The following is a 21,684-nucleotide window of genomic DNA, read 5'->3' as shown; positions in this document are numbered from 1 at the left end:
GCTGTCATGACGGATAACGATTCATCCCCCCTGGTATGTGACGCGGAGCTGGATGCCAGTGGTCTCAATTGTCCGCTGCCCCTGCTAAAGGCCAAGCTGGAGCTGAACCGCCTGCCCAGCGGCGGGGTGCTCAAGGTGATCGCCACCGATGCCGGGTCGCAGCGAGACTTCCGGGCCTTCGCCCAGCTCGCCGGCCATGAACTGCTGCGCGAAGAGGCCGCCGAAGGCGTCTATCGATACTGGCTGCGCAAGCGTTAGCGGAGCCTTCGCCGTTCCGATTCAGGATTTCCGATGATCAAGGTGTTACGCGACTGGATGCAGCGCTACTTCTCCGACGAGGAGGCAGTGGTGCTGGCGATCATGCTGGTGCTCGGCTTCAGCGTCATCCTCGCCTTCGGCGGGATGCTCGCGCCGGTACTGGCGGCGATGGTGATCGCCTTCCTGATCCAGGGCGTGGTCGGCATGCTGGAACGCTTCCGGGTGCCGCACCTGTTCGCCGTGTGGCTGGTCTACAGCCTGTTCCTCGGCTTGCTGGCGCTGTTCCTGGTGGTCCTGCTGCCGCTGCTCTGGCAGCAATTGTTCACCCTGTTCAACGAACTGCCGCGGATGCTCGGCGAATGGCAGAGCGTGCTGCTGATGCTGCCCGAGCGCTATCCCAGCCTGATCAGCGAGGAGCAGGTGCTCAAGGCCATCGAGACCGCGCGCGGCGAATTCGGCCAGATCGGCCAGTGGGCGCTGACCTCGTCGCTGGCCAGCCTGCCGGTGGTGGTGAACGTCATGATCTACCTGGTGCTGGTGCCGATCCTGGTGTTCTTCTTCCTCAAGGACAAGAAGCGCTTCCATACCTGGTTCCACCGCTACCTGCCGCGCGAGCGCGGGCTGATGAAACAGGTCTGGGCCGAGATGAACCAGCAGATCGCCAATTACATTCGCGGCAAGGTCATCGAGATCGTTATTACCGGCGCGGTGACCTACATCGCCTTCGCCTACCTGGGGCTCAACTACGCAGCGCTGCTGGCCCTGCTGGTCGGCCTGTCGGTGGTGGTGCCGTACATCGGCGCGGTGGTGGTGAGCGTACCGGTGGCGATGATCGCCTTCTTCCAGTGGGGCTGGAGCGACCAGTTCATCTACCTGATGGTGGCCCACGCGATCATCCAGGCGCTGGATGGCAACGTGCTGGTGCCGCTGCTGTTCTCCGAGGCGGTGAACCTGCACCCGGTGGCGATCATCTGCGCGGTGTTGCTGTTCGGCGGGCTCTGGGGCTTCTGGGGCGTGTTCTTCGCGATCCCCCTGGCGACCCTGGTGAAAGCGGTGCTGGATGCCTGGCCCAAGGACCTTCCCGAGACTCCGGCAGCCACGCGATAGCATCGGCCGCATGAAAAATGCAAAAGGCCGCGGATGCGGCCTTTTTTTTCGGGGCGGGGCTCAGGCGCCGTTGAGCGCCTGGGCGGCGGCGAGAACCGCGTCGACATGCCCGGGCACCTTCACGCCGCGCCACTCCTGGCGCAGTACGCCGTCCCTGTCGATCAGGAAGGTGCTGCGGTCGACGCCCATGTATTCCTTGCCGTAGAGCTTCTTCAGCTTGATCACGTCGAACAGCTGGCAGACCGCTTCATCCTTGTCGCTGATCAGCTCGAAGGGGAATTCCTGTTTGCACTTGAAGTTCTCGTGGGACTTCAGGCCGTCGCGGGAGATGCCGAAGACCTCGGTATTGGCCTTCTGGAACGCCGCGTACTGGTCGCGGAAGCCCTGGCCCTCGGTGGTGCAACCGGGGGTGCTGTCCTTCGGGTAGAAGTACAGGACGACCTGCTTGCCCTTCAGCGCGGACAGGGTCACCTCCTTGCCGCTGGTTGCGGGGGCGGTGAAGTCGGGTACGGGTTTGTCGATTGCGACCGGCATGGCTCGGCTCCTCAGGGGTGTTGGGGGCGCCAGGGTTCGATCAGGGCATCCAGGTTCAGGGCGTCGGCGAAGTCCAGGAACTGGTCGCGCAGCCAACTGATCTGGGTGCCGGCGGGCAGCGTCACGGTAATCGTGGCGTTGAGCATGGTGGTGTTGGTGTGCGGCGCCTGGTAGGTGTCGCAGGTCAGGTTCTCCAGCTCGATGTTGTGGTCGATGAAGAACTGGCAGAGTTCGTTGAGGATGTCCGGGCGATACACCGCGCTGACATAGGCCACGTAAGGCAACGCCTGGGCGCGGGTCACGTGGGCGTTGCTGCGGGTCATGCTGAGGGTGATGTCGCCGCGCTTGGTGAGGGCCGGCAGGCTGCCCTCGAGGCGGGCGAGGGCATCCCAGCTTCCGGAGATCTGCAGCACCAGGGCGCTGAACTCTCCGTGGCGGGTCAGGCGGCTGCTGACCACGGCGCAGCGGCTCTCGACGCAGGCGCGGCAGAGCAGGGTGGTCAGCTCCATCGGATTGGGGCCGAGGGCGCTGATCAGAAGGAATTGTTCGCGGGGTTGGCTGGTGGACATTCAACTTTCCTGGAATACGCTGGCGGCACGGGCCGTACCTAAAGCGGGAAGGGTAGCGAAAAGCGCCGCCGAGGGAAACGTCTGCCGCCTGTCAGCGGCTTCCGACGAGGTGGCGCTCGTCTTGTGCAAGGCCTGCCGCCGACAGTACCATTACCGCTTTAATTTCGCGGCAGGAGCGGTTGCATGATTGCGGGCAGTATGGTGGCACTGGTCACCCCCTTCGATGCTCAGGGTCGACTGGACTGGGACAGCCTCGCCAAGCTGGTGGACTTCCACTTGCAGGAAGGCACCAACGCCATCGTCGCCGTCGGCACCACCGGTGAATCGGCCACGCTGGACGTGGAAGAGCACATCCAGGTGATCCGTCGCGTGGTCGACCAGGTCAAGGGCCGCATCCCGGTGATCGCCGGCACCGGCGCCAACTCCACCCGCGAGGCGGTGGCGCTGACCGAGGCCGCGAAAAGCGGCGGCGCCGACGCCTGCCTGCTGGTGACGCCGTACTACAACAAGCCGACCCAGGAAGGCATGTACCAGCACTTCCGCCATATCGCCGAAGCCGTTGCGATCCCGCAGATCCTCTACAACGTACCGGGCCGCACCTCCTGCGACATGCTTCCGGAGACCGTCGAGCGCCTGTCCAAGGTGCCGAACATCATCGGCATCAAGGAGGCCACCGGCGACCTGCAACGCGCCAAGGAAGTCATCGAGCGCGTCGGCAAGGACTTCCTCGTCTATTCCGGCGACGACGCCACGGCCGTCGAGCTGATGCTGCTGGGTGGCAAGGGCAACATCTCCGTGACCGCCAACGTCGCGCCGCGCGCCATGAGCGACCTGTGCGCCGCCGCCATGCGCGGCGACGCCGCAGCCGCGCGCGCCATCAACGATCGCCTGATGCCGCTGCACAAGGCGCTGTTCATCGAATCCAACCCCATTCCGGTGAAGTGGGCCCTGCATGAGATGGGTCTGATCCCCGAGGGCATCCGCCTGCCCCTGACCTGGCTCAGCCCGCGTTGCCACGAGCCGCTGCGTCAGGCCATGCGCCAGACCGGCGTATTGGCTTGATCAAGGAGCTCCACGCAATGAAGCGACTGGCTGGACTGACCGCCCTCGCCCTGGTTATCGGCAACACTTCCGGCTGCGGCTGGCTGTGGGGGCCGGAGGGCTATTTCCGCGACCGCGGTGACGACTACCTCGGCGCCCGCGAAACGCCTCCCATGCAATTGCCCGAAGGGGTGCACAGCAAGCCGCTCGATCCGCTGCTGCCGATTCCGCTGAACGTCGCCACCACCCACGAAAAAGAGGGTGAGTACGAGGTTCCGCGTCCGCAGCCGCTGGCCAACGCCGGCGACATCAGCGACTACAGCCTGCAGCGCAGCGGTGATAGCCGCTGGGTCGTGGCCCAGCGTCCGCCGGCGGAAGTCTGGCCGGTGGCCCGGCAGTTCTTCGAGGAGAACGGTTTCCGCATCGCCGACGAGCGCCCGCAGACCGGCGAGTTCAGTTCCGACTGGCAATCGCTGTCGCAGCTTTCCGCGCCGCTGGCACGCCGCCTTAGCAGCCGCGTGAGCGGTGTCGAGCCGGACGGCCAGGCACGGGTTCGGGTGCGTATCGAGCCCGGCGTGCAAAGCAATACCAGCGAGGTCTACGTGCTCAGCCAGACCCGCGCCGCCGGTGACACCAGCAGCCCGAGCTGGCCGAGCAAGTCGGTGGCGCCGAGCCTCGACGCGGCGCTGCTCGACGAGATGGTCGCGAGCATGGCGCGCAGCGCCGAGCAGGGCGGCTCGGTCTCCCTGCTGGCAGCCAACTCGATCTACGACACGCCCGGCACCTTCGAGTTGAGCAAGGACGGCAGCGGCAACCCGGTGCTGACCTTGCAATCCGACTTCGACCGCTCCTGGGTCAGTGTCGGGCGTGCCCTGGATAACGCCGATATCCGCGTCGACGACCTCAACCGCAGCCTTGGCGTGTACTACGTGAACATCGCCGAAGGGGCGAAGAAGCCCGACGAAGACAAGCCCGGGTTCTTCAGTCGCCTGTTCGGCGGCGGCGAGAAGACCAAGGAAGAGGAAGACGCCAAGGCGCAGCGCTACCAGGTCCGCCTGACCACCGTCAGCGACGCCGTGCAGGTCACCGTCGACAAGGACATCAACACCTCTGCGCCGGCCGATGTCGCGCAAAACGTACTGGAAAAACTCCAGGAGAGCATGCGCAATGCGGTTCGCGGTTCTGGGCAGCGGAAGCCGGGGCAATTCGGCCTTGGTGAGCAGTTCTGACACCCGGATACTGATCGATTGCGGCTTCCCGCTGCGTGAAATCATCAAGCGTCTGGCGCGCCTGGGGCTGAGCCCCGCGCAGCTGGACGCGATCCTGGTCACGCACGAACACGCCGATCACATCCATGGCGTCGAACTGCTGGCGCGGCATTACCAAATCCCGGTCTATCTCAGTGCGGGTACCCTGAGCGGCATGCGCCGCCCGGTGCACCCCGCCGAGCTGTTGAGGGCCGGCCAGCGCCTGGCGATCCGCGGGCTGGAAGTGCAGGTGGTTGGCGTCTCGCACGACGCCCGCGAGCCTACCCAGTTCGTGCTGTCCGATGGGCAGCGGCGCTTCGGCATGCTCACCGATCTGGGAATGGCCACGGCCGAGGTGCTGGAGTGCTATCGTGCGGTGGATGCTCTGGTGGTCGAGGCCAACCACGACAGCACGATGCTTGCCGGTGGCCCGTATCCCTATTTTCTCAAGGCCCGCGTAGGCGGTTCGCGAGGGCACTTGAACAACCATCAGTCCGCAGAACTGGTGAAGCAGCTGGATTGGGGCCGCATGCAGCACCTGGTGCTGGCCCATCTCAGCGAAAAGAACAACTCGCCGCAGCTGGCCCGGCAAACCTTCGTCGACACCCTCGGGTGCGATCCGGACTGGCTGCAGGTGGCCGATCAGCATTCAGGCCTGGATTGGCGCGAGATCGCCTAGGCCCTATTACCCGTAAGCGGAGCCCATCATGGAAAAACGCGAAGAACTCTACCGCGGCAAAGCCAAGTCGGTTTACCAGACCGACGATGCCGATCGTCTCATCCTGCTGTTCCGCAACGACACCTCCGCCTTCGACGGCAAGCGCATCGAACAGCTCGATCGCAAGGGCGCGGTGAACAACAAGTTCAACGCCTTCATCATGCAGAAGCTGGAAGCTGCCGGCATTCCGACCCAGTTCGACAAGCTGCTGTCGGATACCGAGTGCCTGGTGAAGAAGCTCGACATGATCCCGGTCGAGTGCGTGGTGCGCAATTTCGCCGCCGGCAGCCTGGTGCGTCGCCTCGGCGTGGAAGAGGGCATCGCCCTGACTCCTCCCACCTTCGAGTTGTTCCTGAAGAACGACGCCCTGGGCGATCCGTTCATCAATGAATCCCACGTCCAGGCCTTCGGCTGGGCCACTCCCGAGCAACTGGCGCAGATGAAGACCTATTCCTTCAAGGTCAATGAAGTGCTGAACAAGCTGTTCGACGACGCCGGCCTGCTGCTGGTGGACTTCAAGCTGGAGTTCGGCCTGTTCCATGGCCAGATCGTCCTCGGCGACGAGTTCAGCCCGGACGGCTGTCGTCTGTGGGACAAGGAAACCCGCAAGAAGATGGACAAGGACCGCTTCCGCCAGGGCCTCGGCGATGTGATCGAAGCCTACGAAGAGGTAGCCAAGCGCCTGGGCGTGCCGCTTTAACCTCTAAATGCGCGCAACCATCTGAAAGAACGCGAAAAAATCTTCAAGAAAGCTTCGCGTTCTTCGTACAAGCTGGTATCATGCGCGCCGCACGGAGAGATGCCGGAGTGGTCGAACGGGACGGATTCGAAATCCGTTGAGTCAGCAATGGCTCCTAGGGTTCAAATCCCTATCTCTCCGCCATTACATATGAGCAAAGCCCCTGGAATGCCTGGCGTTCCAGGGGCTTTGTCTTTTCTGGCGAGCGTTCGGGCGTCCCCTCTGCGGGGCGGGCGAGAAAGCCGTGCCATGGTTTCGGGTATTGGCCAGGTCGTGCAGTTCTCCTAGGAATGCTGCGGGCCCTTCCTTCGTTCTGTCCTTCCTTCTCCTCTGGGTGGTCGTCCCGCTCTGTCTGGGTTTCGTGGGTGCGCTGAGCGCGCATTTCTCCATTGCTTCCGATTTTCTGTCCTTCGAGCGCCGGGTCGGGCGACCTGCCGGTTTCGATGGTCGGGGCGGTTCTTCTTAGTATCCCGGCGCTTGAAGGCGCCGCGGATGTGTGGCCGAGCTGCATGGCACGGTTTCCTTCCAGCGGACAGCCAGGTTATCGGTTTGTGCCGAGTCCCGGAGCCGGGGCTGGGGAGGAAGAAATGCGACCGCTCGTTTCCGTCGTTTGCGCCTGTTTCAATATCTCGAAGTATCTGGACGAGGCGATTGCCAGCATCTACGCGCAGGGCTATCCCAATCTCGAGTTGATCGTGGTGGATGACGGATCCACGGACGACACCTATGAGCGTCTCGCCATGCTCCGCGAGCGTCACGGTTTCCAGCTCTACCGCCAGGCTAACCGAGGGGTGAGCGATGCGCTCAATCACGGTTTGCGTCATGCGCGGGGGGAGTTCGTGATGACTCCCGACCTCGACGACATTGTCCTGCCTGGAGTGCTCGACACGCGCGTCGACTACTTGCTTGCGCACCCCGAGGTCGGGTGCGTGGGCGGTTTCAATATCTGTATCGACAGTGCCGGTAACGAAGTGGCGCGAGACGGTTTCAGCGAGGGTTGTGTGGAGCGTTGGGGGTTCGATGCAGCATTGGCCGAGACCCTGGTGGTCATGCCGCTTACGGCGCTCTACCGCATGGACGCGATGAAGCGGGCGGATTTCTTCGACCCGTCGATTCGCGTGCAGGATTTCCAGATCACCCTCAGGATCGCGGCGCAGGGCTATGAAATTCATCGACTACCGGCCTACATGGGGCGTTATCGTCGGCATGGAAGCGGTCTGTCCGGCAGGTACAAGCTCAATTACGAGGCGGATATGCAAGCCATCGAGCCTTATCGGGCTCACCCGAATTATCGCCGGGCCCGGCAACTGATCCTGAACAAGGCGCTGAAGAAGGCTGTTGTCCAGGATGGGCGATATGCCTGGCAGCTGTTCCGCTCGGTGCCGCTGCGGGCGTGGGACCGGGTGACGCTGAAGCGATTCTGGCGCTTCCTCCGTTATCTGCCGGTCCTCGGGTTGAAAGGTGGTACCGACGTCGCGGGTCGATAACGGCGGGCCGGCTAATCTTTCAGTGGGTTGAATATCATTTCAGGATTTCCCCTTCAGTGCCTCGCCCTGGGGAAATAGCGCGCGGCTCACGAAGCGCGCGGTATCCCGCAGGCTGGTGCCGATCCGTTCCAGGTCGTCGGGCTGGTGCTGGGCGCTGATGCCGATCGCGGAGATGGCGAAGCGCGGTTGTCCGTCGCGGTCGGTGATGGCGCTGGCGACCATGCTCACGCCGCGGTAAAGGTGTTCCTGGTCGATAGCCCAGCCGCGCTCGACGGCCTCGGTCGCTTCGGCCTGGTAGCGCTCGAAGCTCGGCGGATTTTCCCAGCGCACGCGGGTCAGTCGGCGGCGCAGTTCGTCCTCCGGCAGTTCGCGCAGGCCGGCAATGCAACGCCCGGCGGCGCCGACCAGTTCCGGCAGGCGCGTGCCGACGGCGACGTTGACGTGGGCGACGGGCGGCGCGGCAAGGGCGATGACGCGGATGTGCGCATCGTCGGTGACTTGCCACAGGGCGATGAGGATGTGGTGGGCAAGGCTTAGTCGCTCCAGCTCTGGCTGGATCAGGTCGGCATAGCTGCGTCCGACGAATCCTACGGCCAGTTCCGACAGGCCAAGGCCCAGTTGGTAGGTCTTGCCCGCATCGTCGAAGGAGGTCAGTCGTTCGTTGCTCAGGGTGCGCAGGATATTGAAGGCGCTGCTCGGGCTGATACCGGTGGCGCGAGCGATGGCGGCCACGCCTTGCGGTCCGTCGGCGTGGGCCAGGTGGCGAAGTATCTGAATGGCGTTCACTACCGCGCCGACATCTTTGCTGCTGGTGCCTTTGGTTGTGGCGTCCTTGGTCATTTTTCCTCTTTTCATTCAGTATTGTGATTGACATTCACGATAGTGAATATATTCTGGCCTTCCGGAACGTACAACCGGGGGCGGAAGCAGTATCCGGTTCGGCGTCCAGCGCGATGCACTTTGCAGCAAAGGTCGACAAGAACAAAGGAGAAACCTCGTGGCAGATCTTCCCGATGGCAGTACTCCGGGACCTGAGGCGCAGTACCTTGCGTTTCTCGCCCAGGGCCGTTTCATGTTGCAGCGCAGCCGTTCCAGCGGTCGCCATGTGTTCTACCCGCGCCAGTTGGTGCCGGGTAGCGGCGAGACTGATCTCGAGTGGGTTCCCGCCAGCGGCCTGGGTACGCTCTACGCGATCACTGTCAATCGCTCCCGCGGCGGCAATCACAATGTCGCGCTGGTCGACCTGGACGAGGGCGTGCGCATGATGTCGCGGATCGACGGGCACCAGAGCCTGCCGATCGGCACCCGTGTGCAGGCGCGCATCGTCGAGCAGGATGGTGCCAATGTCGTGGTGTTCGTTCCCCACCAGGAGGGACGACCATGAGCGCAGCCATCCGTGGCAAGACCGCCATCGTCGGCATCGGTAGCGCCGGCGTCGGCGAGGCGCCGGGCTACAGCGCCATCGAACTGCTCGGCCAGGCGTCGCTCAGGGCCATTGCCGATGCCGGCCTGAAGCTTTCCGACATCGACGCGATCTTCGCAGCCACCAGCTCCCATGCCTTTCCCACCTTGTCGGTCGCCGAATACCTCGGCATCCGCCCGAAATTCGTGGATGGCACCAATATCGGCGGCTCCAGTTTCGAGCTGCACCTGCTGCAGGCCACTTTGGCACTGGAGGCCGGTCTCTGCGACGCTGCGCTGATCTGCTACGGCTCCAACCAGCGAACCGCCGGCGGCCGCCTGGTATCGATGAGCGAGCCACAATGGCACGAGACGCCCTACAAGCCGCGCCACCCGATCACCGCCTATGCCCTGGCGGCCAGCCGGCACATGCACCAGTACGGCACCACACGCGAGCAGCTCGCCGAGGTGGCGGTCTCTGCCCGGCAATGGGCCAACCTGAATCCCGAGGCGTTCGCCCGCGGACCGTTGAGCGTCGATGACGTCCTTGCCGCGCGGATGGTCAGCGACCCGCTGAGCGCCGCCGACTGCTGCCTGGTCACCGACGGCGGCGGCGCCTGCGTGGTAGTGCGCGCCGAGCGCGCCCGCGACTTGCCCAATGCGCCGGTGTACTTCCTTGGCGCGGCCGGAGCGCAGTGGCATCGCTCGATCGTGTCGATGCCCGACCTCACCGTGACGGCGGCCTCGGAAAGCGCTCCGCGAGCCATGCAGATGGCCGGTGTGCGGCACGCCGACATCGACCTGGTGATGCTCTACGACGCCTTTACCATCAACACCCTGCTGTTCCTCGAGGACCTGGGATTCTGCGCCAAGGGCGAGGGCGGCCCATTCGTCCAGGGCGGACGCATCGCGCCCGGCGGCGAGTTGGCGGTGAACACCAACGGTGGCGGGCTGTCCTGCGTGCATCCGGGGATGTACGGGATGTTCCTGATCATCGAGGCGGTGACCCAGCTCCGCCGCCAGGGCGGCGAGCGGCAGTTGGCCAAGGCCGACGTGGCGTTGCTGCACGGCAACGGCGGCACGCTGTCCAGCCAGGTAACCGCGTTGCTCGGTACCGGCGACACGCTCTAGACCCCTGGCCGACAGGCCTTCCGGGCGCTGCCGTGGCGGCGTCCCGCGGGCGCGCTCGCCCGCGAGAAGGTTGTCGTGCCGGCCACAGACAAACGGATCAGGTGAACCCATGTCAGCGAACCACTCGCAACAGCTCATCGACGCTCCCCGTTTCGCCAGTCTTACTCCATTGATCGAACCACGCTCGGTCGCGGTGATCGGCGCTTCCAGCGACCCGACCCGCATCGGTGGCCGACCCATCGCCTACATGCTGCGCCATGGCTATGCCGGGCAAATCCTCCCGGTCAATCCGAACCGTGCTGAAATCCAGGGGCTACCGGCCTTCGCCAGCGTCGCGGAGCTGCCGCAGGCACCGGACGCGGCCATTGTCGCGGTGCCTGCGCCTCAGGTGCTGGAGACCGTCCGGGCACTGGGCCGCCAGGGGGCGCGCAGTGCCATCGTGTTCTCTTCCGGATTCAGCGAGGTCGGCGAGGCCGGCGCGGCGATGCAGGATGCGGTGGTAGCCGCTGCCCGCGAGTACGGTATGCGTCTGCTCGGTCCGAATGCGCTGGGCGCGTTCAACAGTAACCTCGGTTACTACGCGTTCTTCTCCACCAGCCTGGAACGTGGCGTACCGCTGCCCGGCCGGGTAGGCATCGCCACCCAGTCCGGCGCATACGGCGCGCACCTGCTCGGCATGGCGCGCGAGCGCCGCCTGGGAACCCCTATCTGCGTGGCCACCGGTAACGAGGCCGACGTCACCCTGGGCGACAGCATCGGCTGGCTGGTGGAGTCGCCGGAGATCGACGTGGTGATGGCCTACGCCGAATCCATCCGCAACGTCGACAGCTTCCTCGCCGCCCTGGAGGCCGCGCATCGCGCCGGCAAGCCGGTGATCCTGCACAAGGTCGGGCGCAGCGCCCTGGGTAGCCGCGCGGCGCTGTCCCACACCGCTTCGCTGGCCGGCGACGACAAGGTGCTGGACGCCGTGCTGGGCGACTATGCGGTGATCCGCGCCAGGACCACCGAGGAACTGATGGACATCGCCTACCTCGCCACCCGGCGTATCTATCCGGTGGGCAACAGCCTCGGCATGATCACCGTCAGCGGCGGCGCCGGGATCATCGTCAGCGATGTCGCCGAGGAAGTCGGCCTGCCGATGCCGCCGATGCCGGACATGGCCCAGGAGCGGCTGAAGGCACGGCTGTCCTTCGCTTCGCCGATCAACCCGGTGGACTGCACCGCGCAGGCCCTGAACGACCTGACGCTGGTGCGCGACTTTACCGAGTCGATGGTGGTCGACGGTGGCTACCGTTCGCTGCTCGCCTTCTTCACCCAGGCCGGCACCGCCGCCTCCATCGGCGCGCGTCTGGCCGAGCAGTTCCGGCGGATCAAGGAGGCTCATCCCGAGCGTCTGTTCGTGGTCTCGGTGATGGGCGAGGGGGAGGAGCTGGCACCCTACGAGGAGGCCGGCTTCGCACTGTTCGAAGACCCCACCCGGGCGGTAGTGGCGATCCAGGCCATGGGGCGGTTCGGCGAAGCCTTCGCCCGGCCGTTGCGCCTGCGCCGGCCTGCCGGCGGGCTACAGTTGCCCGCCTCCACGCCCGGCGAAGCCGAGGCCAAGCGCCTGCTGGCGCGCGCCGGTATCGAGTCCGCCGCCGAGGCGGTGCTGGGCAGTGCCGAAGAGGCGGTTGCCTTCGCCGAGGGCATCGGATACCCGGTGGTGCTGAAGCTCGCCTCGGCGGACATCCAGCACAAGTCGGAAATCGGCGGCGTGCTGCTTGGCGTAAGCGATGCGGACGCGGTACGCGCCGGTTTCCAACTGCTCCTGCGCCGGGCCGCCGAGAAGGCGCCGCAGGCGCGTCTCAATGGCGTCCTGGTGGCGCGCCAACTGCAGGGCGGGGTGGAGTGCTTCATGGGGATCCAGCGCGATCCGCTGTTCGGCCCGGTGGCGCTGTTCGGCCTGGGCGGGATCTTCGTCGAAGTGCTGCAGGACGTGGTGTTCCGCCGCTGCCCGTTCGAGGTCGACGAAGCCGAGGCGATGATCCGTAGCATCAGAGGCGCGCCGCTCCTGTTCGGCGCGCGTGGCCGGCCGCGGGCCGACGTCGCGGCGCTGGCACGGCTGCTGTCGAATCTCTCGCGGTTCGCCTGGGAGGCGGGAGAGCGCTTGCGCTCGGTGGACCTCAACCCGGTCATCGCCTTGCCGGAGGGCCAGGGCGCCTGGGCGGTGGATGCGGTGTTGGAAGTCGAGGAGGTGGCCGATGGCGCTCGATCCTGAGGTGCTCCTGAACTACCCGATCCCCGAAGTACGCCAGCGCTACAGCCGGCGCGACAGCGCCTTCTACGCATTGAGCCTCGGTCTGGGCGGCGACCCGCTGGACGAGCGCCAACTGGCCTACGTCGATCCGTGCCGCGATCTCCAGGCATTGCCGTGCATGGCCCTGGTGCTCGGTCATCCGGGCTTCTGGCTGGGCAATCCGGCGACTGGCGTGGACGCGCTGCGCCTGGTTCACGGCGAGCAGCGCCTGGAGTGGCGGCGGCCGTTGCCGGCGGAAGGCGAGGTGATCGGCCGGACCCGGGTCACCGGTCTGGTAGACAAGGGCGCCGACAAGGGCGCGCTGCTCTACAGCGAGAAGGTGCTCAGCGACGCGCTCAGCGGCGAGGTGCTGGCTGTCGCCCGCAGCACCACCTTCCTTCGCGGCGACGGCGGCTTCGGTGGTTCCCGGCAGGTGCCGGAAACGCCGCATCGCTTGCCTGAACGGACACCCGACCTGCGACTCGACCTGCCGACCCGTCCGGAGCAGGCCCTGTACTACCGCCTCAACGGCGACGACAACCCGCTCCACGCGGAGCCCGCGGCAGCGCTGCGGGCCGGCTTCCCGCGGCCGATCCTGCATGGCCTGTGCACCCTCGGCGTGGCATTCCACGCGGTGTTGCGCGGGCTCGCCGACTACCGCGCGGAGCAACTGGGACATCTGCAGGTGCGTTTCTCGGCTCCGGTGTTTCCCGGCGAGACCTTGCGTACCGAGATGTGGAGCGACGGCTCGTTCCGCACTCGCGTCGTCGAGCGCGATGTGGTGGTGCTGGACAACGGCCGGGTAGGTCCGCCGCCAGAGCGGCCGGACTGAAGCGAAGGGCGGCGGCGCGAGGGAACGACCGTCGGGCTGCCGTGAAGATCAACCGAAATCCTGCTTGCGAGAACAAGAATAATGAATGCAACCGCGCTTTCCCCGAACCCGGCGCCGGCCATTTCCCGGCGCACCATGCTGATCGCCTTCGTCTTCTGCTTCCTCGGCCTGCTCGCCGACGGCGTCGACCTGATGTTCCTGGCCTACAGCCTCAACAGCCTGAAGGCCGAATTCGGCCTGAGCAACTTCGAAGCCGGCTCCCTCGGCAGCCTGACTCTCGCCGGCATGGCCGTCGGTGGTATCTATGGCGGCTGGTGCTGCGACCGCTTCGGCCGGGTGCGAGTGGTGACCTGGACCATCGTGCTGTTCTCCATCGGTACCGCGTTGCTGGGGCTGACCCAGAACTACTGGCAGTTCGCGCTGATCCGCTTCGTCGCCTCGCTCGGCCTCGGCTCGCTGTTCGTCGCCTGCAACATCCTGATGTCCGAGTGCGTCGGAACCAGGTACCGCACCACCATCCTCGCCGCCATGCAGGCCGGCTGGACCGTGGGCTACCTGGTGGCGACCCTGCTGGCGGGGCAGATCATCCCCGAGTTCGGCTGGCGCGCCTTGTTCTTCACCGCCGTGGCGCCGGCGCTGGTCTGCCTGGCCCTGCGGCCCTGGGTGCCGGAGTCGCCGTCCTGGCTCGCGGCCCAGGCCGGGCGCCAGCGTCCCGGCGCGGCTCCGCAGAGCCACGCCGAGGCTGGCGGCGCCGGCCCGCTGGGACGGATGCTGGGCGATCCGGAAACGCGCGGCATGTTCCTGCTCTGGAGCCTCACCTCCTGCTTCCTGCTGTTCGGCTACTACGGCACCAACAACTGGATGCCGTCCTACCTGGAGAGCGAGTTGGGGATGAACTTCAAGTCGATGACCGGCTACATGGTCGGCACCTACAGTGCGATGATCCTCGGCAAGGTCGCCGCCGGCGTCTGCGCCGATCTCTTCGGCCGGCGCCTGACCTTCGCCGCCGGGGCCATCGGCAGCGCCGCCTTCATGCCGTTGATCGTGTTCTACCACTCGCCTTCCAACATCCTCTGGATCCTCATCACCTTCGGCTTCATCTATGGCGTTCCGGTCGGGGTGCTGGCCACCTACATGACCGAGAGCTTCTCCACCCGCGTCCGCGGCTCGGCGGTGGGCACCGCCTACAACCTGGGTCGTATCGGCGCGGCGGTGGCGCCCGCCGGCATCGGCCTGCTGGCCACCCACGTGTCGATCGGCGCGGGTTTCCTGGTGATGGGCATCACCTACGTGCTCACCGGGTTGATCCCGGCGCTGTTCATTGCGGACCGGCTCTACGACCCGAACCGCGAGTCCCGCGATGCCGAGAGCGCTTCCCGACGGCAAGCGCCGGGCAGTGCCGGGGATACCGCCGAGCGGCGCGCGGCCAAGGCCTGATCCTGCGGAAGGAGTGCACATCCATGAGTTCTTTTCCACGACAGCCAGCGGCGGAGCAGCGGCCCGCCAGCTTCCAGGAGTTCATCGGCCTCGAGCGCTGGACCGATGCCGACGGGGTGGCGCGGGTGCGCCTGGGGCATCGCCCGGAACTGATGAACTACCTGCAACAGTTCCACGGCGGGGTGTTGATGTCGGTGCTGGACGCCGCCATGGCCCAGGCGATCCGTGCCTGCCTGCCGGACTGCTCGATGGTGACCATCGACATGGCTACCCACTTCATGGGTAGCGCCCGCGGCGAGCTTCGTGCGGTTGGCAGGGTGGTGCGACGGACCCGCACGATCTGCTTCTGCACGGCGGAAATCTGCAACGAGGACGGCGAGGTCATCGCCATGGCCTCGGGCAGCTTCAGGTACCGCGCGGCTAAGCCGTAGCGGAGTTCCGGCGGCGCGGCAGCGGAGCCATCCGTCGCGCGTCCGGACCACGGCCTGCGCGGTCGCTCCGCGCGGACAAGCCGGCGCCTCCCGTGCAGATGACGGACGGGCGGACGGCGTATCGACAGGAGGGCGAACAGATGAGTGAGCAAGACGAGTGGGCCGGCGAGCGCGAGCAGCGTCTGCGGATGATCCGCGACAGCGCGGCTTCGCTGGTGCCACGCGACGGCGACCTGACCCGCGTGCGCCGCGGTCGTTTCACCGGTAGCGGGGTGGACCGCCAGGCCTGGCGCGAGGTCTGCGCCATGGGCTGGCCGGCGCTGCGCCTGGATGAAGCGTTGGGCGGCAGCGGCCTGGGCATGAGCGAATACGCGGCGTTGCTGGAGGCGCTGGGGCGCGGCCTGCTGCCCGAGCCGCTGATCGAGGCCGGGCTGGTGGCGCCGCTGCTGCCGGAAGACGAGCGCGTTGCGTTGCTGGCCGCTGAGCGGCTGGTCCTGCCGGCGGGCATCGCCTACCGCGATGGGCGGCGACGCCCTCGTATGCAGCAAGGGCGGTTGCACGGCGAAGTCGCTCACGTACATCTGGCTGGTGCCGCCGATGCCTGGCTGGTGGCCTGCGAGCAGGGCCTGGCGCTGGTCGAGCGCGATGCCGATGGCGTGGAACTGCTCTGCGAGGCGACCCAGGATGGCGCTCACCTGGCGCGCCTGCGTTTCCGCGATGCGCCGGCACGGTGGTTGTCCGGCGAGGTAACGGAACAGGTTCTGGACGAGGCAGCGCTGGCCTGCGCGGCCTATCTGGTCGGACTGATGGATGGCGCCTTCGAGCGAACCCTGGAGTACCTCAAGGTACGTCGCCAGTTCGGCCGCGAGATCGGTAGTTTCCAGGCGCTGCAGCACCGCATGGTCGACCTGAGGATCCAGATCGAACTGTCGCGCGCCATGGTCGAGCAGGCCGCCGCCGCGATCGATGCCGGGGCGTCGGAAAGCGAGCGCCAGCGGCAGGTTTCCAGCGCACGGGTACGGGCCTCGGAAGCGGCTCTGCTGGTGACCCGCCAGGCCATCCAGTTGCACGGCGGCATCGGCTACACCGACGAGGCGGACATCGGCCTGTTCCTGCGCCGCGCCATGGTACTGCTCAATGCCCACGGCTCGCTGGCGTTCCACAAGGCGCGCTACGCCGCGCTGCTACAGCGGGAGGTGGCCTGATGAGCGGTTTGTTGCAGGAAACGCGCGGCACGGTGCGCCTGTTGCGCTTCGACAACCCGGCCCGGCGCAACGCACTGTCGCCGGCGCTGCGCATGGAATTGCTGCGGGCCCTGGAGGCGGCCGAATGCGACCCATCGATCCGCAGCGTGCTGCTGACCGGTGGCGAAGAGGTGTTCTGCGCCGGCGGCGACCTGGGCGACATGCGGGTGACCGAGTTGGCCGCCGGCAGGGCGCGAATGCAGGACAACGCGCGGCTGGTGCGGCAGATGGTGCGCATGGGCAAGCCGCTGATCGCCGCGGTCGAGGGCTGGGCGGTGGGGGCCGGGCTGTCCGTGGCGCTGGCCTGCGACAGCATCGTTTGCGGCGCCGGCGCCCGCTTCGCCGCCGGCTTCGGCAAGGTCGGGCTGCTCGCCGACCTCGGCCAGTTGCATACCTTGCCGGCGCGCATCGGTTGGGGGCGGGCACGGCAGATCCTGATGTTCGGCCAGGTGGTAGAGGCCGAGGAGGCACTGCGCATCGGCCTGGCCGACCGCCTCTGCGCCGCTGGCGGCGCCTTGGCGATGGCGCTGGAGCTGGCCGGGCGGGTGGAGCAGCAGGCGCCGTTGCCCCTGGCGATGACCAAGGCGTTGCTCGCCGAGGGCCTTGACCTATTGCTGGAGCGGGAGGGCGAGTTGCAGAGCCAGTTGTTTCTCAGCGCCGACCACGCCGAGGGCAAGGCGGCCTTTCTCGCCAAGCGTCCCCCCGTATTCAGAGGAAACTGAGATGACCGACTACGACAGTCTCGACGACAACGCCTTTCGCCTGATGGTCCGTGAGTGGATCGCCGCCAACTATCCGCAGCGCATCCGCAATCCGCCCCGTCGCCTGGGGCGCGAGGAAACCCGCGAGTGGTACCTGCTGTTGTCGCGCCAGGGCTGGCTGTGTCCCGGCTGGCCCAGGGAGTACGGCGGCATGGGGCTGAGCGCCGGCAAGCAACTGATCATGATGGAGGAAATGGAGGAGTACGGCTGCGCGCGCCTGCCCGACAGCGGCGTGACCATGCTCGGCCCATTGTTGATCCGCTATGGCGACGAGGCGCAACGGGCGCGCTTCCTGCCGCGCATTCTCAGCGGCGAAGACATCTGGTGCCAGGGCTACAGCGAGCCCAACGCCGGCTCCGACCTGGCCAGCCTGCGCACCGAGGCGCGCCTGGAAAACGGCGAGTGGGTGATCAACGGACAGAAGACCTGGACCACCATGGGCTCTGAGGCCAACTGGATCTTCCTGCTGGTCCGCACCGAGCGCAGCGCCAAGGCGCAGCACGGCATCAGCTTCCTGCTGGTGCCGATGGACAGCCCGGGCATCGAGGTGCGGCCGATCCTCAACCTGGAGCTGCACGGCGAGTTCTGCGAAGTGTTTTTCAACGACGTGCGGGTGCCCTACGACAGCCTGGTCGGCGGAATCAACCAGGGTTGGAGCATGGCCAAGGCGCTGCTCGGTTTCGAGCGGATCTTCCTCGGTTCGCCCAAGCAGTCCACCTTCGCTCTCCAGCGCCTGGAGCGCCTGGCCCGGCACCTGGGACTGTGGCACGACCCTCTGTTCGTGCGCCGCTTCGCCGCGCTGAGCATGGACCTGGACAGCCACAAGGCGCTCTACGAGCGTTTCGCCGAACGCCTGCGGCGTGGGGAGAGCCTCGGCCCGGAGGTATCCATGCTGAAGATCTTCCAGTCCGAACTGTTCCAGCGCATCAGCGAGCTGGGCCTGGAGGTCGCCGGGGAGGACTCGGCCCTGCTGCAGCCCTTCGCCGAAGACCCCGAGCTGCATCCGGCGGGGATCTTCATCCAGTCGCGGCCGACCACCATCTACGGCGGCAGCAACGAAATCCAGCGCAACATCCTGGCCAAGAGCGTCCTCGGCCTGCCGGGCTGAGCGCAACCGAACGACATCCACGGGACGAAGAGGATTACCCATGAGCAGCAGACTCAATGAAGGCAAGGTCGCGATCGTTACCGGCGCGGGCGGCGGCATCGGCCGCGAGATCGCCCTGGCCCTGGCCGATTCCGGGGCACGGGTGGTGATCAACGATATCGGCGTATCGCTACAGGGCGAGGGCGGGTCGGCCTCGCCGGCCGAAGAGACCCTTGGCCTGATCCGCCAGCGAGGCGGCGAAGGTCTGATCAACACCGACAGCGTCGCCGACTGGGACAGCGCGCGGCGTATCGTCGAATGCGCCATGGACGGTTTCGGGCGTCTGGATATCGTGGTGAACAACGCTGGCATCCTGCGCGATGCGATCTTCCACAAGATGAGCGCCGACGACTGGCTGTCGGTGATCAATGTCCATCTCAACGGCAGCTTCTTCGTCAGCCGGGCCGCCGCCGAACGCTTCCGTACCCAGCAGGCCGGCGCCTTCGTACACATGACCAGCACTTCCGGGCTGATCGGCAACTTCGGCCAGGCCAATTATTCCGCGGCCAAGCTGGGCATCGTCGCCTTGAGCAAATCCATCGCCCTCGACATGCAGCGCTACAACGTGCGTTCGAATTGCATCGCGCCGTTCGCCTGGAGCCGGATGACCGACTCGATCCCGGCCGCAACCCCGGAGCAGAAGGCCCGCGTCGACAAGCTGCAGCGCATGACCCCCGAGAAGAACGCGCCGCTGGCCGTCTACCTGGCGTCCGACGCCGCCCGCGAGGTCACCGGCCAGGTGTTCGCCGCGCGTCACCACGAACTCTTCCTGATGAGCCAGAGCCGGCCGCTGCGCAGTGTGCATAGCGAGCACGGCTGGACCCCGCAGAGCATCGCCGAGCACGGCATGCCGGCGTTGCGCGGCAGCTTCATGGACCTGGCGCGCAGCCCGGACGTGTTCTCCTGGGACCCGATCTGACCGAGGAGGCAATCCATGGGCGTGTTCAGGACCCGTTTCACCGAGACCTTCGGCGTCGAACACCCGATCATGCAGGGCGGCATGCAGTGGGTCGGCCGTGCCGAGATGGCTGCGGCGGTGGCCAACGCCGGTGGCCTGGCGACGCTGTCGGCGTTGACCCAGCCGAGCCCGGAGGCACTGGCTGCGGAGATTGCCCGCTGCCGCGAGCTGACCGATCGGCCGTTCGGGGTCAACCTGACCTTGCTGCCGACGCAGAAGCCGGTGCCCTATGCCGAATATCGCGCAGCCATCATCGAGACGGGAATCCGCGTCGTCGAAACCGCCGGCAACGACCCCGGCGAGCACATCGCCGAATTCCGTCGACACGGCGTCAAGGTGATCCACAAGTGCACCGCCGTGCGCCATGCGCTCAAGGCCGAGCGACTGGGCGTGGACGCCGTCTCCATCGACGGCTTCGAGTGTGCCGGCCACCCGGGCGAGGACGACATCCCCGGCCTGGTGTTGCTGCCGGCCGCGGCCAACCGGCTACGCGTGCCGATCATCGCCTCCGGCGGTTTCGCCGATGGACGTGGCCTGGTCGCGGCGCTGGCGCTGGGCGCCGACGCGATCAACATGGGCACGCGCTTCCTGGCCACTCGCGAATGTCCGATACACCCTGCGGTGAAGGCGGCGATCCGTGCGGCCGACGAGCGTTCCACCGACCTGATCATGCGTTCCCTGCGCAATACCGCGCGGGTGGCGCGCAACGCGATCAGCCAGGAAGTACTGGCGATCGAGGCACGCGGCGGCGGCGGCTACGCCGATATCGCCGCGCTGGTCAGCGGCCAGCGCGGTCGCCAGGTGTACCAGCAGGGCGATGCCGACCTGGGGATCTGGTCGGCCGGCATGGTCCAGGGCCTGATCGACGACGAACCGGCCTGCGCCGAGTTGCTCAGGGACATCGTCGAGCAGGCGCGCCAACTGGTGCGTCAACGCCTGGAGGGCATGCTCGCCGGGGTCTGATCCGCTCCGCCACGGCGGTCGCGGCAGGGAGTGGTCGCGGCGCCGTGTCTATCCACTGACGACGAAGAGACAACAACAATGAAAATTCTTCCCGTTCCGATGCTGGCCGCGGGGCTGGCGTTGCTGCCGTCGTTCGCCCAGGCGGAGTTTTTCGCCGACGGCAAGGCCGGCCTCGAACTGCGCAATTTCTATTTCAATCGCGACTATCGCCAGCCCGGCGCCAGCCAGTCCTATTCGGAGGAGTGGGCGCAGGGTTTCCTGTTGCGCTACGAGTCCGGCTACACCGAGGGGCTCTTCGGCCTGGGCGTCGATGCGCTGGGCCTGCTGGGCGTCAGGCTGGACTCCTCGCCAGAGCGATCCGGTAGTGGTCTGTTGCCGTATTCGACGAGCGACCGGCGCGCCGCCCACGACTATTCCAGCCTGGGCCTGACCGCCAAGCTACGGGTCTCGCACAGTACGCTGAAGATCGGCAGCCTGATGCCCAGGCTGCCGGTGGTGCAGTTCAACGACACGCGCCTGCACCCGCAAACCTTCCAGGGTGGACTGCTGGAAGTGAACGAGATCGACGGGCTGGCGCTGCAGTTTGGCCAGTTGCGCCAGGTCAAGCAGCGCGACTCGACCAACGCCGAAGACCTCGGCATCACCCGCGGCAACAAGCGCAACGTACTGGCGGGCCGGCACCCCGGCAGCGACCGCTTCGACTTCGCCGGCGGTACCTACCGCTGGAGCGAGCGACTGAGCAGCAGCTACCACTACGCCAACCTGGAGGATTTCTACCGCCAGCATTATCTCGGCGTGCAGCACCTCTTGCCGCTCACCGATGACCAGTCGCTGAAGTCCGACATCCGCTGGGCGCGTTCCACCGACGAGGGCGGCAGCCGCGTCGACAATCGCGCGCTGAATGCGCTGTTCACCTATCGCCTGGGTGGCCACGCCTTCGGCCTCGGCTACCAGCGCATGTCCGGCGACAGCGGCTTCGCCTACCTGGCCGGGACCGATCCGTATCTGGTCAACTTCGTGCAGATCGGCGATTTCGCCAACAAGGACGAGCGCTCCTGGCAGTTGCGCTACGACTACGACTTCGCCGCCATCGGCCTGCCCGGCCTGACATTCATGAGCCGCTACCTGCGTGGCGAACACATCGACCTTCTGGACGGCGGTGGGCGCGGCAAGGAATGGGAGCGGGACACCGATATCGCCTACCTGGTGCAATCGGGGCCGCTGAAGAACCTGGGGATCAAGTTGCGCAACGGCACCTTCCGCAGCGATTTCGGCAACGACATCGACGAGACCCGGCTGATCGTCAGCTACGCGTTGCCGCTGTGGTGAAGCGGACTTGAGTTTCCCGATGTTTCCGCGCCATTGACCCTGTAGTGGCTACAGCCTTTTCACTGGAAGCCGTCA

General features: G+C 66.3%; 22 protein-coding genes and 1 tRNA gene. 20 read left to right on the top strand and 3 right to left on the bottom strand.

Features of this window, described 5'->3' with window-relative positions; genetic code table 11:
• Positions 1-6 precede the first annotated feature (6 nt).
• Both ACI766_RS20820 and ACI766_RS20815 read left to right on the top strand, forming a co-directional pair.
• The gene (locus ACI766_RS20820) at positions 7-258 is read left to right on the top strand and encodes a sulfurtransferase TusA family protein (RefSeq protein WP_003086258.1); all 252 of its coding nucleotides are present in this window, start codon (positions 7-9) and stop codon (positions 256-258) included.
• A gap of 33 nt (positions 259-291) precedes the next feature.
• Entirely contained in the window at positions 292-1,365 is a 1,074-nt protein-coding gene (locus ACI766_RS20815) for an AI-2E family transporter (RefSeq protein WP_003108615.1), read from the top strand.
• 60 nt (positions 1,366-1,425) lie between these two features.
• On the opposite strand, the gene ACI766_RS20810 is transcribed toward ACI766_RS20815, so the two are convergent.
• Entirely contained in the window at positions 1,426-1,899 is a 474-nt protein-coding gene (locus tag ACI766_RS20810; RefSeq protein WP_003086262.1) for a peroxiredoxin, read from the bottom strand.
• Between the two features lie 11 nt (positions 1,900-1,910).
• The gene (locus tag ACI766_RS20805; protein ID WP_003086267.1) at positions 1,911-2,468 is read right to left on the bottom strand and encodes a glycine cleavage system protein R; all 558 of its coding nucleotides are present in this window, start codon (positions 2,466-2,468) and stop codon (positions 1,911-1,913) included.
• Between the two features lie 183 nt (positions 2,469-2,651).
• On the opposite strand from ACI766_RS20805, the gene dapA reads away from it, so the two are divergent.
• The 6 genes from dapA (at position 2,652) to wapB (ending at position 7,700) form a co-directional block, all read left to right on the top strand.
• Entirely contained in the window at positions 2,652-3,530 is an 879-nt protein-coding gene (gene dapA, locus ACI766_RS20800; RefSeq protein ID WP_003086270.1) for a 4-hydroxy-tetrahydrodipicolinate synthase, read from the top strand.
• Positions 3,531-3,547: 17 nt separating this feature from the next.
• A complete protein-coding gene (gene bamC, locus ACI766_RS20795) occupies positions 3,548-4,738 on the top strand; it encodes an outer membrane protein assembly factor BamC (protein WP_003086271.1) in 1,191 nt (396 codons plus the stop codon).
• On the top strand, positions 4,677-5,435 hold the full coding sequence (locus ACI766_RS20790; RefSeq protein WP_003120645.1) for an MBL fold metallo-hydrolase: 759 nt from the start codon (positions 4,677-4,679) through the stop codon (positions 5,433-5,435). The genes bamC and ACI766_RS20790 overlap by 62 nt, the downstream gene beginning before the upstream one ends.
• Positions 5,436-5,463: 28 nt before the next feature.
• On the top strand, positions 5,464-6,174 hold the full coding sequence (gene purC / locus ACI766_RS20785) for a phosphoribosylaminoimidazolesuccinocarboxamide synthase (protein ID WP_003108622.1): 711 nt from the start codon (positions 5,464-5,466) through the stop codon (positions 6,172-6,174).
• A gap of 93 nt (positions 6,175-6,267) precedes the next feature.
• Positions 6,268-6,357: transfer RNA gene (locus tag ACI766_RS20780), tRNA-Ser, on the top strand.
• 350 nt (positions 6,358-6,707) lie between these two features.
• Complete coding sequence (gene wapB, locus ACI766_RS20775; protein WP_073647917.1) at positions 6,708-7,700, top strand: 1,2-glucosyltransferase WapB; 993 nt, start codon at positions 6,708-6,710, stop codon at positions 7,698-7,700.
• 39 nt (positions 7,701-7,739) lie between these two features.
• Here wapB and ACI766_RS20770 read toward each other — a convergent pair whose 3' ends face one another.
• Positions 7,740-8,540, bottom strand: a complete 801-nt coding sequence (locus ACI766_RS20770) for an IclR family transcriptional regulator (RefSeq protein ID WP_003120643.1) — start codon at positions 8,538-8,540, stop codon at positions 7,740-7,742.
• A 157-nt stretch (positions 8,541-8,697) separates the two neighbouring features.
• Here ACI766_RS20770 and ACI766_RS20765 point away from each other — a divergent pair, with 157 nt between their 5' ends.
• From ACI766_RS20765 to ACI766_RS20710, 12 genes are all read left to right on the top strand, one after another.
• Positions 8,698-9,084, top strand: coding sequence for a Zn-ribbon domain-containing OB-fold protein (locus ACI766_RS20765; RefSeq protein ID WP_003086280.1), 387 nt, complete (start codon positions 8,698-8,700; stop codon positions 9,082-9,084).
• A complete protein-coding gene (locus tag ACI766_RS20760) occupies positions 9,081-10,232 on the top strand; it encodes a thiolase (RefSeq protein ID WP_003448986.1) in 1,152 nt (383 codons plus the stop codon). Before ACI766_RS20765 ends, ACI766_RS20760 begins: the two co-directional genes overlap by 4 nt.
• Positions 10,233-10,341: 109 nt before the next feature.
• The gene (locus tag ACI766_RS20755) at positions 10,342-12,489 is read left to right on the top strand and encodes an acetate--CoA ligase family protein (protein ID WP_023087689.1); all 2,148 of its coding nucleotides are present in this window, start codon (positions 10,342-10,344) and stop codon (positions 12,487-12,489) included.
• Positions 12,473-13,339 (top strand): MaoC/PaaZ C-terminal domain-containing protein, encoded by an 867-nt coding sequence (locus ACI766_RS20750; protein ID WP_023084536.1) that lies wholly within the window; start codon positions 12,473-12,475, stop codon positions 13,337-13,339. The genes ACI766_RS20755 and ACI766_RS20750 overlap by 17 nt, the downstream gene beginning before the upstream one ends.
• 81 nt (positions 13,340-13,420) lie before the next feature.
• A complete protein-coding gene (locus tag ACI766_RS20745; protein ID WP_003158190.1) occupies positions 13,421-14,776 on the top strand; it encodes an MFS transporter in 1,356 nt (451 codons plus the stop codon).
• 23 nt (positions 14,777-14,799) lie between these two features.
• Positions 14,800-15,207 carry a PaaI family thioesterase gene (locus ACI766_RS20740; RefSeq protein ID WP_003158192.1) on the top strand — a complete coding sequence of 136 codons (408 nt, stop codon included), beginning with the start codon at positions 14,800-14,802 and terminating at the stop codon, positions 15,205-15,207.
• 140 nt (positions 15,208-15,347) lie between these two features.
• Positions 15,348-16,412, top strand: a complete 1,065-nt coding sequence (locus ACI766_RS20735) for an acyl-CoA dehydrogenase family protein (protein WP_003158193.1) — start codon at positions 15,348-15,350, stop codon at positions 16,410-16,412.
• Entirely contained in the window at positions 16,412-17,173 is a 762-nt protein-coding gene (locus ACI766_RS20730) for an enoyl-CoA hydratase/isomerase family protein (protein ID WP_003086299.1), read from the top strand. Before ACI766_RS20735 ends, ACI766_RS20730 begins: the two co-directional genes overlap by 1 nt.
• 1 nt (position 17,174) lies before the next feature.
• Positions 17,175-18,320, top strand: coding sequence for an acyl-CoA dehydrogenase family protein (locus ACI766_RS20725; protein WP_003158194.1), 1,146 nt, complete (start codon positions 17,175-17,177; stop codon positions 18,318-18,320).
• Between the two features lie 40 nt (positions 18,321-18,360).
• Entirely contained in the window at positions 18,361-19,278 is a 918-nt protein-coding gene (locus ACI766_RS20720) for an SDR family NAD(P)-dependent oxidoreductase (RefSeq protein WP_003123194.1), read from the top strand.
• Positions 19,279-19,293: 15 nt separating this feature from the next.
• A complete protein-coding gene (locus tag ACI766_RS20715) occupies positions 19,294-20,280 on the top strand; it encodes an NADH:ubiquinone reductase (protein ID WP_023087686.1) in 987 nt (328 codons plus the stop codon).
• Between the two features lie 78 nt (positions 20,281-20,358).
• Complete coding sequence (locus tag ACI766_RS20710; RefSeq protein WP_003120635.1) at positions 20,359-21,609, top strand: OprD family porin; 1,251 nt, start codon at positions 20,359-20,361, stop codon at positions 21,607-21,609.
• Positions 21,610-21,684 lie beyond the last annotated feature (75 nt).

This window comes from Pseudomonas sp. DL (genome assembly GCF_047199225.1).
In the GTDB taxonomy this organism is placed as follows: Bacteria; Pseudomonadota; Gammaproteobacteria; order Pseudomonadales; family Pseudomonadaceae; genus Pseudomonas; species Pseudomonas aeruginosa.
The sequence above is the reverse complement of the archived record's forward strand: the minus strand, read 5'-3'. Positions and strand labels throughout refer to the sequence as shown.

Bases quoted from the DNA above. Each gene is read 5' to 3' on its own strand.
- ACI766_RS20820 (WP_003086258.1), top strand. From the start codon at position 7: ATGACGGATAACGATTCATCCCCCCTGGTATGTGACGCGGAGCTGGAT.
- ACI766_RS20815 (WP_003108615.1), top strand. From the start codon at position 292: ATGATCAAGGTGTTACGCGACTGGATGCAGCGCTACTTCTCCGACGAG.
- ACI766_RS20810 (WP_003086262.1), bottom strand. From the start codon at position 1,899: ATGCCGGTCGCAATCGACAAACCCGTACCCGACTTCACCGCCCCCGCA.
- ACI766_RS20805 (WP_003086267.1), bottom strand. From the start codon at position 2,468: ATGTCCACCAGCCAACCCCGCGAACAATTCCTTCTGATCAGCGCCCTC.
- dapA (WP_003086270.1), top strand. From the start codon at position 2,652: ATGATTGCGGGCAGTATGGTGGCACTGGTCACCCCCTTCGATGCTCAG.
- bamC (WP_003086271.1), top strand. From the start codon at position 3,548: ATGAAGCGACTGGCTGGACTGACCGCCCTCGCCCTGGTTATCGGCAAC.
- ACI766_RS20790 (WP_003120645.1), top strand. From the start codon at position 4,677: ATGCGGTTCGCGGTTCTGGGCAGCGGAAGCCGGGGCAATTCGGCCTTG.
- purC (WP_003108622.1), top strand. From the start codon at position 5,464: ATGGAAAAACGCGAAGAACTCTACCGCGGCAAAGCCAAGTCGGTTTAC.
- ACI766_RS20770 (WP_003120643.1), bottom strand. From the start codon at position 8,540: ATGACCAAGGACGCCACAACCAAAGGCACCAGCAGCAAAGATGTCGGC.
- ACI766_RS20760 (WP_003448986.1), top strand. From the start codon at position 9,081: ATGAGCGCAGCCATCCGTGGCAAGACCGCCATCGTCGGCATCGGTAGC.
- ACI766_RS20755 (WP_023087689.1), top strand. From the start codon at position 10,342: ATGTCAGCGAACCACTCGCAACAGCTCATCGACGCTCCCCGTTTCGCC.
- ACI766_RS20750 (WP_023084536.1), top strand. From the start codon at position 12,473: ATGGCGCTCGATCCTGAGGTGCTCCTGAACTACCCGATCCCCGAAGTA.
- ACI766_RS20745 (WP_003158190.1), top strand. From the start codon at position 13,421: ATGAATGCAACCGCGCTTTCCCCGAACCCGGCGCCGGCCATTTCCCGG.
- ACI766_RS20740 (WP_003158192.1), top strand. From the start codon at position 14,800: ATGAGTTCTTTTCCACGACAGCCAGCGGCGGAGCAGCGGCCCGCCAGC.
- ACI766_RS20735 (WP_003158193.1), top strand. From the start codon at position 15,348: ATGAGTGAGCAAGACGAGTGGGCCGGCGAGCGCGAGCAGCGTCTGCGG.
- ACI766_RS20730 (WP_003086299.1), top strand. From the start codon at position 16,412: ATGAGCGGTTTGTTGCAGGAAACGCGCGGCACGGTGCGCCTGTTGCGC.
- ACI766_RS20725 (WP_003158194.1), top strand. From the start codon at position 17,175: ATGACCGACTACGACAGTCTCGACGACAACGCCTTTCGCCTGATGGTC.
- ACI766_RS20720 (WP_003123194.1), top strand. From the start codon at position 18,361: ATGAGCAGCAGACTCAATGAAGGCAAGGTCGCGATCGTTACCGGCGCG.
- ACI766_RS20715 (WP_023087686.1), top strand. From the start codon at position 19,294: ATGGGCGTGTTCAGGACCCGTTTCACCGAGACCTTCGGCGTCGAACAC.
- ACI766_RS20710 (WP_003120635.1), top strand. From the start codon at position 20,359: ATGAAAATTCTTCCCGTTCCGATGCTGGCCGCGGGGCTGGCGTTGCTG.